At 29.3% G+C, this 13,983-nt stretch carries 13 protein-coding genes; 2 read left to right on the top strand and 11 right to left on the bottom strand.

The genetic code is table 11. The features are described from left to right. Nucleotides 1-254: 254 nt before the first annotated feature. Nucleotides 255-1,286: a tRNA 2-selenouridine(34) synthase MnmH gene (gene mnmH, locus ACI48Q_RS06245; protein ID WP_474918181.1), complete on the bottom strand. Its 1,032-nt coding sequence runs from the start codon at nucleotides 1,284-1,286 to the stop codon at nucleotides 255-257. Between the two features lie 275 nt (nucleotides 1,287-1,561). On the opposite strand from mnmH, the gene ACI48Q_RS06240 reads away from it, so the two are divergent. Together ACI48Q_RS06240 and ACI48Q_RS06235 are read left to right on the top strand one after the other, a co-directional pair. After that, on the top strand, nucleotides 1,562-2,872 hold the full coding sequence (locus tag ACI48Q_RS06240) for a putative DNA modification/repair radical SAM protein (protein ID WP_474918180.1): 1,311 nt from the start codon (nucleotides 1,562-1,564) through the stop codon (nucleotides 2,870-2,872). Between the two features lies 1 nt (nucleotide 2,873). Continuing rightward, complete coding sequence (locus ACI48Q_RS06235; RefSeq protein ID WP_474918179.1) at nucleotides 2,874-3,635, top strand: TIGR03915 family putative DNA repair protein; 762 nt, start codon at nucleotides 2,874-2,876, stop codon at nucleotides 3,633-3,635. A gap of 165 nt (nucleotides 3,636-3,800) precedes the next feature. Here the strand turns inward: ACI48Q_RS06235 and ACI48Q_RS06230 are convergent, their stop codons facing one another. The 10 genes from ACI48Q_RS06230 to ACI48Q_RS06185 form a co-directional block, all read right to left on the bottom strand. Then, nucleotides 3,801-4,730, bottom strand: coding sequence for a lysophospholipase (locus ACI48Q_RS06230; protein WP_474918178.1), 930 nt, complete (start codon nucleotides 4,728-4,730; stop codon nucleotides 3,801-3,803). A 58-nt stretch (nucleotides 4,731-4,788) separates the two neighbouring features. After that, on the bottom strand, nucleotides 4,789-5,733 hold the full coding sequence (locus tag ACI48Q_RS06225; RefSeq protein WP_474918177.1) for a phosphoglycerate dehydrogenase: 945 nt from the start codon (nucleotides 5,731-5,733) through the stop codon (nucleotides 4,789-4,791). Nucleotides 5,734-5,962: 229 nt separating this feature from the next. Further along, entirely contained in the window at nucleotides 5,963-6,355 is a 393-nt protein-coding gene (locus tag ACI48Q_RS06220; protein WP_474918176.1) for a bacteriohemerythrin, read from the bottom strand. A gap of 68 nt (nucleotides 6,356-6,423) precedes the next feature. After that, complete coding sequence (locus ACI48Q_RS06215) at nucleotides 6,424-7,293, bottom strand: radical SAM protein (protein ID WP_474918175.1); 870 nt, start codon at nucleotides 7,291-7,293, stop codon at nucleotides 6,424-6,426. Between the two features lie 181 nt (nucleotides 7,294-7,474). Continuing rightward, a complete protein-coding gene (locus ACI48Q_RS06210) occupies nucleotides 7,475-8,116 on the bottom strand; it encodes a hypothetical protein (protein ID WP_474918174.1) in 642 nt (213 codons plus the stop codon). Nucleotides 8,117-8,346: 230 nt separating this feature from the next. Next, nucleotides 8,347-9,135, bottom strand: coding sequence for a rhomboid family intramembrane serine protease (locus ACI48Q_RS06205; protein WP_474918173.1), 789 nt, complete (start codon nucleotides 9,133-9,135; stop codon nucleotides 8,347-8,349). Between the two features lie 330 nt (nucleotides 9,136-9,465). Continuing rightward, a complete protein-coding gene (nagB, locus tag ACI48Q_RS06200) occupies nucleotides 9,466-10,209 on the bottom strand; it encodes a glucosamine-6-phosphate deaminase (protein ID WP_474918172.1) in 744 nt (247 codons plus the stop codon). Between the two features lie 5 nt (nucleotides 10,210-10,214). After that, a complete protein-coding gene (nagA, locus tag ACI48Q_RS06195; protein ID WP_474918171.1) occupies nucleotides 10,215-11,363 on the bottom strand; it encodes an N-acetylglucosamine-6-phosphate deacetylase in 1,149 nt (382 codons plus the stop codon). Nucleotides 11,364-11,520: 157 nt separating this feature from the next. Continuing rightward, the gene (locus ACI48Q_RS06190) at nucleotides 11,521-11,919 is read right to left on the bottom strand and encodes a hypothetical protein (protein ID WP_474918170.1); all 399 of its coding nucleotides are present in this window, start codon (nucleotides 11,917-11,919) and stop codon (nucleotides 11,521-11,523) included. 121 nt (nucleotides 11,920-12,040) lie between these two features. Further along, the gene (locus tag ACI48Q_RS06185) at nucleotides 12,041-13,648 is read right to left on the bottom strand and encodes a sodium:neurotransmitter symporter family protein (protein ID WP_474918169.1); all 1,608 of its coding nucleotides are present in this window, start codon (nucleotides 13,646-13,648) and stop codon (nucleotides 12,041-12,043) included. Nucleotides 13,649-13,983: the final 335 nt, after the last annotated feature.

Below are 13,983 nucleotides of genomic sequence, written 5' to 3'. Positions count from 1 at the left end.
TCTGTAGAAAATTCCTGTAGAAAAATTTCTACAGGAATTTTATTAATTTTTATTTGTTCTATAACTAATATATAAATATCACATATGTTGTCATTACCCCTACTATAACAAAAATTATAGTTCTTGATAAGTCCTTTTAGTTTTTTTCATCTCCTACCATAATAAATCCTATCTATATACCTTAATCCTTATAAATATAATACAGCTTGCGGCACGTCAAATAAAATTTGACCAGTGCATACAAGCTGCATATGTTATTCAATATCTAAATTTTCTAGAAACTCCTGTAATTTTTTTACTCCATAATGGATACTCTCTATATTTAAAGTTAGTTCATACTCATATTTGTCAGAACTATGCATATAAAGAGGATCATAATATCTTATCATAAGATCCTTTACTACCTCTTTGTAATTATCTTCTCTTACCATGATACAATATCGCTCTATATCCTTTGCACTAATATGCTTTTTAAGTTTTTCTAAAGCTTCACATATCTCATCTGTACAACTGTTTTCTTTAGTATACTCTCGAATTATTAAATCACTTCTAAATTCTAAAGAAGCATCTACAAAAACATGTATACCTTGTTTCATTTTGCTATGTATATAATCTGGTATTAGCACTTTTCCTATTCTTCGACTCTCAGCCTCTATAAATACATACTTACCTTTTACACTTTTTAATTCTTCATAGATATTGGATTCAAACTGCTTTTGACTAGTGCATTTACCTAACCCCACAGAACCTAAGATTGATCCTCTATGATTTGCACACTTTTCTAAGTCAAGGACATCATATCCTTGTTCTTTTAATTCCTTTAATATTTCAGTCTTTCCAACCCCAGTATTTCCATGAAGCATAATATAATTAACCTGTTCATTTAACCTGGGTAGTTCTTCATTAATAAATGCTCTATAGCCTTTATATCCATTCTTTATTCTTTCTACTCTAAGACCAAGTGATCCCAATAAATCTGTTATGGTTCCACTTCTCATACCACCTCTAGCGCAAAATAATACAACTTTTTTATATTCTTTTTCTAATTCAGAAATTTTGTCGTATATATTAGGAAGTTTTTTAGCTACAATCTCAACGCCTATTCTTTTAGCCTTTTCTGTACTTTCCCTTGTATATATAGTTCCTATATTAGCTCTTTCTTCATTATCAAAAAGAGGTATATTAATGGCCCCATTTATTGTAGCTTCTTCATATTCCCCATTGCTTCTTACATCCACTAATATATAATCACCAGTTAAATCTTTATATTCTGTAATTTTCGCCATACTTATCCCTCCAATGTCAAGCATCTGAAATAAAATAACTACAAAAACACAAAATATGAACACATATCTCTCAATTATTTTATTTCAAATGCCAAATCCAACATGTATGTTAAAACCAAATAGTTATAACCTTATCTATTCTATATGCTAATAATTAATATGTCAACTTTCAAATAAATTGCTTCCCAAATTAAAATTCCCCCTTTTAATATGCGAACATATGTACTATAATAATATTAAATTAGAGCTCTGCTCATGATATTGTAGGTGATTTTATGGATATAAGTGAAAAATTAAGAATTCTTTCTGATGCTGCTAAGTATGATGTATCCTGCTCATCTAGCGGGAGTAATAGAAAAAATTCTAATAATGGTTTAGGCAATGGTCACTCTAGTGGTATATGTCACAGTTTTACCCAAGATGGTAGATGTATTTCTCTTTTAAAAATATTATTAACTAACTATTGTATATATGATTGTACTTATTGTATAAATAGAATTTCTAATGATGTTGAAAGAGCATTCTTCACGCCAGAAGAAGTCATAGATTTAACTATAAACTTTTATAAACGAAATTATATTGAAGGGCTATTTTTAAGCTCTGCAATAATTACAAATGTGAACTATACTATGGAGCTTCTTATAAAAGTCGTTAAATCCTTAAGAATACAACACAATTTTAATGGCTATATACACCTAAAAGGGATTCCTGGTGCTGATGAAAAGCTTATTAAAGAGGCAGGCCTTTATGTTGACAGACTTAGTGTTAATATAGAACTTCCTTCTTCTAAAAGCCTAAAATTATTAGCCCCTCAGAAGAAAAAAGAGTCTATACTAGCTCCTATGTCTCTTATTAAGAATGAAATTAATATTCATAAAGAATACAAGCGAAAGTTTAAAAATTCACCCCTATTTGTTCCCGGTGGGCAAAGTACCCAACTTATTGTGGGTGCTACAGATGACAATGACTTAAACATATTAAAGCTCAGTGAAGGGTTATATAATAAATACGCTCTTAAAAGAGTATATTATTCAGCCTATATTCCTATTAACCAAGATAGAGTTCTTCCAAATCTGAAGAATCCTCCTCTAACTAGAGAACACAGGCTTTATCAAGGTGATTGGCTTCTTAGATATTATGGTTTTCAAGCTAATGAGCTTCTTAACGAAGCTTCTCCTAATTTTCACGAATACTTAGACCCTAAAACTACTTATGCATTGAATAACATGGATAAATTTCCTGTAGAAATAAACACTTCTTCCTATGAAACACTACTAAGAGTGCCTGGAATTGGAGTGCGTTCTGCTAAAAGAATAGTTCTTACTAGAAAAGTATACTTCTTAAATTTTAATGATATCAAGGCATTAGGTGTGGTTTTAAAAAGAGCCCAATATTTCATAACTTGTAAGGGTAAATATTACGGAGATGTAAAGTTCGAAAGACAAATTATTGAAGATAAATTAACTCCTGTAATAAAAAGCATCCATCCTAGTAATGAAATCCATGAACAACTATCTTTATTTACCACTTTACCTATGATTATCTCAAAAAGAGAAAAATATGCTACTACAATAGGAGAGTTTTAATATGATAATATATGTTTTTGATAACTCCTTTGAGGGATTTCTAACTTGTGTCTATGAAGCCTATTATGGCAAGAGAAAGCCTAATAAAATAATCAAGGAAATAGATTTCCCTAATTATTATAATTTAATAGATGAGTTTATTACCATTGAAACTGATGAATCCAAGAGCCATAAAGTATACACTGCATTAGAACGAGATTTCTCTTCAAAAGCTTTCACAGATATTTATTTTTGTTATTTAAGTGATATTTCAGATATCTATACTTCTATATTTAAATTTATAGTCCTTGGTTTTAAACTTGGTAAAGAAGTTGATATGCATCTACATAATCCTATAGTTATGGATATCCATAAAGCCAGTAGGAAGGTTTCTTTAGAATCTCATAAATTTTTAGGCTTCGTTAGATTTACTCCTTTAAATAATAAAATTTATTACTCTTCCATAGAGCCTGACCATAATATTTTACCTTTAATAGGAGAGCATTTTGAAGAAAGATTTTCTTCTATGGATTTTATTATTCACGACGTTAAAAGAGAATTGGCTATATTTTATATAAACAAAGAATATTTTATAGGTCCTTTTACAAATCATCACGAACTTCAGCACATAAATGAGTTAACCGAAGATAAATATTCAGGATTCTGGAAAACCTACGTAAAATCAGCTTCAATAAAAAATAGGGAGAATAAAAAACTTCAAAATAGAATGATGCCAAAAAGATATTGGAAGCACTTACCTGAAGCTTCTATTAATAATATTTAATAATTTGTTACTACATTATTGTATAAAAGCTCCTTTAATCTATTAAGTATTCTATGCTACTCAATATAATTAAAGGAGTTTTATTAAAACTTACTATTATTCCAATTATCTATCTAGTATAGATTCTATTTGTAACTACTTTGAATATGTCTATTTATAATCCTATTATAGTTTACTATTTAACCATAATTTTATATCTTCAGTTACTTCCTCCCTATTTGTTTCGTTTAACATCTCATGCCTACCACCTTTATACAGTTTATGACATAAATCCTTTATCTGAAGTTCTCTATACATATTCACTAATCTCATTACACCTTTTCCATATTCTCCTACAGGATCTGCATCTCCTGACAATATAAAAATGGGCAACCCTTTAGGAACTTTGTTTAAATTATTTTTCCGATGAATAGTTTTTAGCCCCATAAAAAAATCATAAAAAAAGGATACGGGAAACACACTTCCACAATATGAATCTGATATATATTTGTCCACTTCTTCCATTTCTCTACTTAACCAATCAAATTTAGTTTTACTTCCTGATATCCCTTTATTATACCCACCAAACGCTAACTTATCTAATAAATTGCCATTAGCTCTTCTTCCTTTAACTTTCATAATAAACCCTGATAATATTATTGCAACATTTAAAACTCTGCTTTTTTTCCCATTGGTACCTGATAAAATTACTCCATTAATAGAATCTCCAAAAAGCTGTATATATCTTTGAGACAAAAATGAACCCATGCTATGGGAGAATAAAAATAATGGCATATTTTCATGCTCCTTTCTTATAAATTCATTTATCTCTTTTAAATCATAAACCATGGTATGAAACCCATCTTTGTCACTTATATACCCTAATGCACTTAAATCCTCTGCTGATTTTCCATGACCTCTATGGTCATTTGCATATACTATGAAGCCATCCTTATTTAACTCCTCTGCAAATCTAGCATACCTACTAGCGTGCTCGGCCATCCCATGGGCAATCTGAACAATGCCCTTAGTCTTTATTCCTTCTTTTGGCTCCCATTTATACAGGTATACTTCTTCATCATCCCTCATCTTTAGTATTTTTTGCTCGTATGCCATAATAATCCTCCTAAAATTAAATCTCCATTACTATTATTTCAAAACCTGGACATTATGTTTAATATCCCTTACTAATATTTACCACGTTAATTAGAGTCTCTTCCTTTAAATATCTAATTAAATTTTCTATATATAAACTCCATCTTCTTTCATCTATATTCTCACTAATCCATGAATTATGACAAGTAATAACTACATTTTCTAGATCCCATAAATCACTATTTTGTGGCAGTGGCTCCTCTTCAAACACGTCTAAAGCAGCACCACCTAATTGTCCCTTTTTTAAATTATTTATTAGTGCCTCTTCATCAATTATCCATCCTCTTGAGATATTTATTAAATAAGCACCCTTTTTCATAAGAGAAAATAATTCTTCATTAAATAAATGATGCGTTTCTTTAGTATATGGAAGGGTTATTACTACTATATCACTGTTCTTTATGACAACTTTAATATGCTCCATATTATAGCATTTATTAAAAAATTCTACATCTCTCCCATCTGTGTTTATCCCAAGAATTTCTACATTAAAGCCCTGAAGCCTCCTTGCACCCTCTCTAGCTACATCTCCTGTACCAATAAATCCTATAGTTTTTCCATAGAGCTCTCCTATTTTAAAATCCATATGCCATTTCTTTTTTTCTTTATTTTTATAACAATAAGTTCTTCTTTTGATTAATTCCAACATATTAAGCACTAACCACTCCCCCATTGGAATACTATATCCACCTTTATTGTTAGTAACAATTATGTCCCTACCTATAACTTTTTCTCGGGGAAGTTGATCAAAACCCATGCTACTCAACTGAATCCATTTTAGGTTCTTTAATTTATCTATATCTATTTTATCAAAGGGATTATAGCACATTAATATGTCTATATCCTCCATATATGGTTTAAATACTATATCTTTTTCTCTCTCAATATATACCTCATAGCCTAAAGACTCTAATTCCCTTTTCTTATGTTCTAACAGCCCATAGGTTATCAACACCTTCTTCATACTTCACCTCAAATAAATATTATATCTACTATTATATACCTACTATTATTAGTTCTCAATAATCTCTAACTCTATATGGATTTACATATTATGTAATGACCCCAGGAGGTGTTACATTTTTTTACAGATATAACATAAAAACCACTTTGAAAATTTTCAAAGTGGTCAACTTGGACACTTTTTAATAAAGTTAAAATATCAGCATATTATCAACATATGTAGTTTTTCTTTATTTATTTTCGTAAAGTTTGTCCGTAATTAAAATATGTTTATCTATCCAATTATATATAAATTTTAAAATATCCATAATAGCTTCATTTTGATTATGATCTATTTTATTTAAATCTATTTCAGATATTTTATTTATAAATTCATCATGTTCTATTTTATGAGATAAAAACTTTCTATGTTTTATCTCCTTCATATACTCTTCCTCAGATTTAAAATGAAACACAGTATATTCTTTTAACTCTCCAATTACTTCAATAATTCTATCATATTTATCTACAGAAAAATCATCCTTTAATATAGCATAAGCTCTATTAGCAATTTCAAATAGCTTTTTATGCTGTTCATCTAAATGCATAACTCCCAAATTATATTTGTCTTTCCATTGGAACACAAAAACTCCCCCTAAAATTATTTAATATTATGTAAATGTAATATAAATTTTATGGATTTTCACTATACTTACAATCCTCTTAAAAACTCTGATCTATAGTTTTCTTGTTCGTTAATATAATTTTCAATCTTCTTAAGAAGTTTTAATTTTTCTTTTCCTAATACTGCTGCTAAAGGCGCATAATTAGATGCATGATTACTTCTAAACACACAATTAGTTAATTCTAGCTCTTTAATAAACTCATACATCTCTATCATTACTTCCTCTGGTTTTAATAACTGAAACTCACCATTCAACATCCATTGATAAATAGGAGTATCTTCTGGTGTCATTAAAGTTAACATGCCTAAGTAGTCTGGATCTATTTCATTTATTATTTTGGCAGAATTTATAGCATGATTCTTCCATCTTTTCTTTCCACCTAAACCATTTATTAATGTGCAGGATAATTTAATTCCAGCAGCTTTAATTCTCTTTCCAGCCTCAATTAGTTCCTTTGAAGTAGCACCCTTATTTATATAAGATAATATCTCATCATCTCCACTCTCTACTCCTAAATACACCATATTCAATCCCGTATCTCTTAAAACTCTTAACTCTTCTATAGATTTTAATAATATAGATTTAGGACTTGCATATACAGTTACTCGCTTACACTCTGGAAAGAAGTCATATACCTTTTCTAGCAATGTAATAAGCCTTGGTGTTGGTATTATTAGTGCATCTCCATCTGCTAAGAATATCTTTTCAATATTCTTATAATATGACCTAGCTATTCTTAAATCTTCTATTACATCCTGTTCGTTTCTTATTCTAAAATGCTTATCCTTATACATATTACAAAAGGCACACTTATTATGGGAACACCCTATAGTAGCTTGGATTATTAAGCTTCTTGCCTCACTTGGTGGCCTATATACAGCTCCTTCATATCTCATTTTTTATTCCCTCTCTTACATTAATTTTTAACTTTATTATTATATCATAAATTTTCTAATATATAATAAAAAACTATAAGCTGGGAATACTTATAGTTTCTTATTAGTATTATTAAATTTTATTCTCTCACCTTTACTCCACAAATGCTAGAGAATATTTATTCTTTAGGCTAAATAATTTTTATAGTATTAAAAACTTATTGGTTAAAAATTGACTTATCTTTCTTATCATAAAGGGATTTTGATTAATATTATCAAATAAATTTAATATTTCTTCCTTATTCATTCCCATGCCACTTTCTAAAATATCTAACATTTGTAATCTTTCATAATCCTTTACCAGAACCCTTCCTACAGATTGTATATTTTCAAATATCTTTATAGTTATGAATACATCATTTTCTATAGGATTATCTCTTGCTAAATCATTACATAATTTATCTAAATCCTTAAAAGTAACACTTTGTTTGCTTAAATCTTCAACCCTTTTATAATACATTTCAAAATTATCCCTGACTCTATCTGGTATTTCTACATCACCATAATCTAGAATATTCATGATATCCTCATAATTTAAAGGATATAGGTATATCTCATTATTTTGGGATCCATGAGTTCTAGATAAATATGTAGATGGTAATACCACATATTTTATAAAGCTAAGTAAATCATATTTTATATCAAAGTTAAACCATCCATTAAAAATTTTTTTAGCATCATAGTTTATTATAGAAAACTTTAAAATATACCCATGGGGTTTAATATACTTGTTTTTCTCTTTTTGCAAGTATTTTTCCCAATAATAAACTGACTTTTCCCCCATTGTAGCCCTCCTATTTCCTTATATAATAATTATAATAGGATAAACATGAATTTATTACTTAAATTAAAAATTAAGACCCATTTGAGGAGTTCTTTCAAATAAAAAGTCAATATAACTAATAAAAAAGGAGCCATAACAATAAATCAAAGTGAACTTATTGTCATAGCTACCTTATACTTACAAAATTTAAATATCTAATTTTTAAATCCTTTACCTCACACTCTCAGTTATTATTCAATATGTTTATGATCCTTTAAATGCTTCATACAATACTCATGATGGCCATTACATTTTGAGCAATATCTAAATTCCATATCTGGGTCATCTTTTTCAGTAATTCCACATACTGTACATTTATGTCTTACATAATCATTTATATCTATAACCTTAAACTTCTTTCTATTAGTTTGAACATGCTTTCTATTTTTAGTATAATTTATCATATCCTTACCAAAGAATAATAAGAAATTAATAATAGCTGCTAAAACCATTAATTTGGTAGATAAATTTCCAAAAACAAATTCATAGACTAGTAAAAATGCATCAAGATAAGCTAAATACTTCATCTTTACTGGAAGTATAAAAAATAATAATACTTCAAAATTAGGATATAGATAAGCAAATGCTAAAAATAAAGATAAATTTAGATAGGTAGCTTCTCCAACAGGTACTCCTGTTCCCAGTGAGAATGCTACTGTTGCTAAAACTCCCACCAGATAATATATATTAAATTTAAAGCTTCCCCAAGCCTGCTCTAATCCTGTTCCAATCATATAGTAGAAGTAAAGAGCAAAAAATATAAAAATAATTGATTGATTAGGTGGAATAAATACAAAAGTTATAATCCTCCAAACCTCTCCTTGAAATACCAGCTGCGGTATAAGTGCTAAGCTAGCTCTTATGGTTGGATTGATCATTTGCAAAAGATATACGGCAAAATTAATAATTACTATATATTTCATTAGTCCTTCAATAGAATATTTCCCATATTTTCGTTCTAGTTTATTTAAACGGCTCATTACTACATCTCCCATCAAATACCTTTTGTATCAAAAAAATGTTGCTTAATATACATATATCCTCTTAACTTTTATTAATGTATTCTTTTGTATCAACATAAGTTGTTGCTTAATTTTAACATATTCCTTATTGTTTTACAACGACGTTGAAATTAACCACATTTTTTTATCATTTTCTAAATTATCATACTTTCCTTTGTATGTCTATTTATTTATTCATATATTTTTAACATAAAATAAAAAGTAGGCACTTTATAACCTACTTTCTAATCTATAAGTATTTAATTTTAGTTAAGCCCATGAAACAGAATAGATCAGAATACTGACTCCTTATTTTGTTGAATATGACTTAATATACTTTCCTGCGTCTTCATCCACTATAATAGTAACATCTGGATGAAGTTGAAGTATAGATGCTGGAAATTCTGGTGTAATCTTCCCATATATGGTATTATATACGCTCTCAGCTTTTTCTGATCCACTAGCTAATAATACAATTTTTCTTGAGTGCATTATAGTCTTTATTCCCATACTTATCGCACTACGTGGAACATCTTCTACTGATGCAAAAAATCTAGAGTTAGCCTCTATGGTATCTTCGTCAAGATGAACTAAATGAGTTATTGCCTCAAATTTAAAACCCGGTTCATTAAACCCAATATGTCCATTACGTCCTATTCCAAGAAGTTGAATATCGATTCCACCTTCATTCTTAATCCTTTCTTCATATCCTATACATTCCATATCTATATCAACGGCTATGCCATTAGGTATATGAATATTTTTTTCCTTTATATCTATGTGATTAAATAAATGTTTTTTCATAAAATAGTAATAGCTATTTTCATTTTCTCTACTTAACCCATAATATTCATCTAAATTGAATGTAATAGCTTTTGAAAAACTTACAAACCCTTCATTATATAATCTTATAAGTTCCTTATATGTCCCTATGGGTGTTGACCCTGTAGCAAGTCCAATCTTTGATTCCGGTTTTAATATTAACTGACTTGCTAATATTCCAGCAGCCTTTCTACTCAATTCATCATAATTTTTAACTTTAAGTATATTCATAAGAATTACTCCCCCTTATAACATAGTTCTCCTTCTACAATGGTATATATTACATTTATATCTTCATCAAATATTGTAAAGTCTGCATATTTATCTATTTCTATAGTACCTCTCTCAGTATTAACTCCTATTACCTTTGCTGGATTCTCTGTAACCATCTTAATGGCACTTACTAAATTAAATTTAGAGTTTTTTATAATATTTTTCACCGCTACATTTAAGGTTAATGTACTACCTGCTAAGGTTCCCTCTTTTATAAGAATAGCTTTATTATCTTTAACTTGTACTTCCTGTCCTCCTAAATCATAAATTCCAGATTTCATACAAGTAGCTCGCATTGCATCACTTATCAAAATTAATTTGTCATCCCCTTTAATTTTCCCCATGATATCATATAGTGCTGGGTGTATATGAATTGTATCAGCTATAAGTTCACAATAGATTTCGCTGTTCATCACCGCTCCAACTGCTCCAGGCTTTCTATGATGAAGACCTGTCATGCCGTTAAAGCAATGTGTAGCACTTTTTACTCCCACATCAATAGCTTCCATAGCCTGTTCATAACTACAAGATGTATGCCCCATAGATAGAGCTATATTTTTGTATTTTCCTATAGCTTTTATAAATTCTAAATTTTCATCCACCTCAGGTGCCACTGTAATTAATTTTATTACATCTAAATATTCCTCTATATATTTTATATTAGGCTCAAGTATAAAACTCTCATTTTGAGCTCCTTTATGCTCTTTACTTATAAAAGGTCCTTCTAAATGTGCTCCTAATACCTTAGCTCCCACATTATTCGTTTTCATACAACTTCTTATATTATCTAATGACGACTTAATTTTATCTAGTGACATAGTCATAGTTGTAGGTAAGAAACTGGTTACTCCTATTCTAGTCAATTCCTTTTTCATAACAATTATATCTTCAACATTTCCATCCATAGTGTCAACACCCTTAATTCCATGAATATGAATATCAATAAATCCAGGGCTTACATATTTTCCTTTAGCATCTATAACTTCTATATCTTTCTCTACTTCACTTTCATCAATAATTTCTAGTATTTTTTCATTAAAAATTATGGCCTTTCCTAGTAAAATCTCTTGGCTCATAACAATTTTCCCATTTACTATGCATTTTTTCTTCATATTTCACTCCTCTATTTCTAAAATATTACTATGCTTCTAATATATTATATTACTTTAATCTTTATATATAAAGTCTGAATATGGTTAATTATTTTATTATAAATTTACATATAAAAAAGTAGTCAACCAAAAGATTAACTACTCTTTTATAATTACTTTAGTGAATAAAAATAGTTCTATATTTCATTATTTTAACCATGAGTATTATACAGCTTGCTCCAAGAAGGGTAGCTAAAGATACAAAGATAATAAATAGCGTTGGTGAAACCCCTTCTGCATTAGCTAAATTTCCACTACCTATTACATGTACTCCATATCTAAGCCATATGCTAGATAAGCTCACAGAAAGTGGGACTACTCCTAAACATAAATATAATCCTGCTTTCCTTCTACCTTTTAACGCTTTAATCCCCATATAAATAGGTAATATAAAAATTACTGGAAATATAAATCCGAAATACTGTGGTGATAGTGCTATAAATAAACCACTTACTACTGTAAACCACATGGCAACATTATAAGCAATTTTTACTTCACCCTCTTTAGTTAATTGCATTATTTATTGCCTCCTTTTTGACTTCTCAATATTTTAGTCATTGATATAAGTGCTGTTCCTAATATTAGACCCCAAGTAATTAGCATAAAAGCAAGTGAACTGCCTTCCATAATCCTTCCTCCTACTTTTTAATCATAATCTTATTATCTTTAATTTCTTCTCCATATATATTCTTAATACTCTTGTAAGTTCCAATGAATCCAATTATAAACACTGTTAATATAACTAATCTTGCTCCGTTAACCCAAGGTACTAGATTGGGAAAATCTGATACAAAGCTTGGTATTATTTTAAAATATCCTGCTTTTATATAATCTAGCGTAGAACCTGTAAGTACAAAAATAATAGCAAGTGGTGTTACAAATTTAATCATCACACTATATACCCATTTAGGTACTTTCCAATATCCTCCTCTATTTGTCTCTTCTAAGAAATTATCTTTCATAAACCATCCTGTAATGATAATTTCAATTAATCCAACCACAACTAGTAGATAATTTCCTACCCAGTTATCTACTTCTGTAAAATAAGCAAGAGCATCAGTATGTGTTAATATTGGCTCTAAAGCTACTGGAAGACCAACTAGAATATAAAGTCCAAACACTAACATAGAAGCTTTTCTTCTAGCCATTTTTACATCTTCTGTGAAAATTGAAACCAAATAGTTATACATTGCTATGGCAGAGGTAAATCCCGCAAAGAATAAAAGTAAAAACCATAATGTTCCTATTATTCTTCCACCACTCATTACCTTAAATATATTAGGAAGTGCTATAAAAGAAAGTCCAACTCCAGCCCCTATTCCATCCATTCCTAAAAATGCATAAGCTATAGGAATAGCAATAGAACCACCAAGGATTACTTCTGCAAATTCATTTAGTGAAACTGTAGCTATTGAAGAAGTTACTATATCGTCATCTTGTTTTACATATGAAGCATAGTTTTGAATAATACCCATGCCTATAGAAAGAGTGAAGAAAATTTGACCACATGCAGCTAACAATGCCTTAAAGTTAATTGCATCCCATCTTGGAGTCCATAGATAGCTAAGCCCTGCTAAAGCTGACCAATCCGGATTAACAGGTGAACCTAAGGTGAAGACCTTAAACATCAATATAAATCCAAATAAATAAAGTAATGGCATCATAAATTTAGCCCAAGCTTCTATTCCCTTTTGTATGCCTCTTGTTACTGCAAAAGCTAAGCAACATAATGCAATTAACCAAAAGGTAAATACGCATACAGGATTTTGAATATAATCTACGAAAAATTTTCCTCCTTGTATCGCGGGATCCATGTATGCTCCAGTAGCTGTTAAAAAGCTGTATCCAAGAGTCCATCCAATAATATGGTTATAATAAGAATTAACAAGTACTGTTACTCCAATAACAAATGCGCCTACAATAGAACCTATTATGATTGCCCTTTTAGGTTTAAGTTTATCTCTTGACTGTAGATAAATCATATAGCCAAGTGTACCGTGTCCATATTTACCTCCATATCTTCCTTGCATCCACTCTACTAACATTAATGGAATACCCACTATTAGTAATGCTGCAATATAGGGAACCATGAAAGCTCCTCCACCGTTTTGTGCTGCTTGATAAGGAAATCTCCAAAAGTTTCCTAGACCAACAGCATTTCCTGCCATAGCTAAAATAAGTCCAATCTTCGTTCCCCAGTTTTCACGCTGAGGATTAGGTGTGTTTTTTGATAAATTTCTTTCCATTATACTGCTCCATATTACATCATTATTAATGATGTATATGAAAGCTCCCCCCTTTCTTAATATAAATATTTATATTTAAAATTTAAATATAAGTAAAATAATTAATGGAGCAATAGCATATAAGCTTTTATTTGAAATTTCCTTATTGAACTCTAATATATTTTCAGGTATGAAGAGAATATTAAATATTTGTTAACTGGATTACATTCTGTTTTTATATTTATATTCAATATTTTTACAAATAATCCATATAACTTATCTTTAAACTCATTTATATTAATTTATATATAATTTTTATTGGAATTAAACTTATCTTTTCTTGTATTTTAAGATAT

This window comes from Clostridium sp. LXY-7 (genome assembly GCF_056172015.1).
This window is presented reverse-complemented; position numbering and strand designations above follow the sequence as displayed.

Excerpts from the sequence above, each read along its gene's own strand:
- ACI48Q_RS06190 (WP_474918170.1), bottom strand. The coding sequence starts at position 11,919 with ATGCAATTAACTAAAGAGGGTGAAGTAAAAATTGCTTATAATGTTGCC.
- ACI48Q_RS06205 (WP_474918173.1), bottom strand. The coding sequence starts at position 9,135 with ATGAGCCGTTTAAATAAACTAGAACGAAAATATGGGAAATATTCTATT.
- ACI48Q_RS06230 (WP_474918178.1), bottom strand. The coding sequence starts at position 4,730 with ATGGCATACGAGCAAAAAATACTAAAGATGAGGGATGATGAAGAAGTA.
- mnmH (WP_474918181.1), bottom strand. The coding sequence starts at position 1,286 with ATGGCGAAAATTACAGAATATAAAGATTTAACTGGTGATTATATATTA.
- nagB (WP_474918172.1), bottom strand. The coding sequence starts at position 10,209 with ATGAATATACTTAAAGTTAAAAATTATGATGAATTGAGTAGAAAGGCT.
- ACI48Q_RS06240 (WP_474918180.1), top strand. The coding sequence starts at position 1,562 with ATGGATATAAGTGAAAAATTAAGAATTCTTTCTGATGCTGCTAAGTAT.
- nagA (WP_474918171.1), bottom strand. The coding sequence starts at position 11,363 with ATGAAGAAAAAATGCATAGTAAATGGGAAAATTGTTATGAGCCAAGAG.
- ACI48Q_RS06185 (WP_474918169.1), bottom strand. The coding sequence starts at position 13,648 with ATGGAAAGAAATTTATCAAAAAACACACCTAATCCTCAGCGTGAAAAC.
- ACI48Q_RS06210 (WP_474918174.1), bottom strand. The coding sequence starts at position 8,116 with ATGGGGGAAAAGTCAGTTTATTATTGGGAAAAATACTTGCAAAAAGAG.
- ACI48Q_RS06235 (WP_474918179.1), top strand. The coding sequence starts at position 2,874 with ATGATAATATATGTTTTTGATAACTCCTTTGAGGGATTTCTAACTTGT.
- ACI48Q_RS06225 (WP_474918177.1), bottom strand. The coding sequence starts at position 5,733 with ATGAAGAAGGTGTTGATAACCTATGGGCTGTTAGAACATAAGAAAAGG.
- ACI48Q_RS06215 (WP_474918175.1), bottom strand. The coding sequence starts at position 7,293 with ATGAGATATGAAGGAGCTGTATATAGGCCACCAAGTGAGGCAAGAAGC.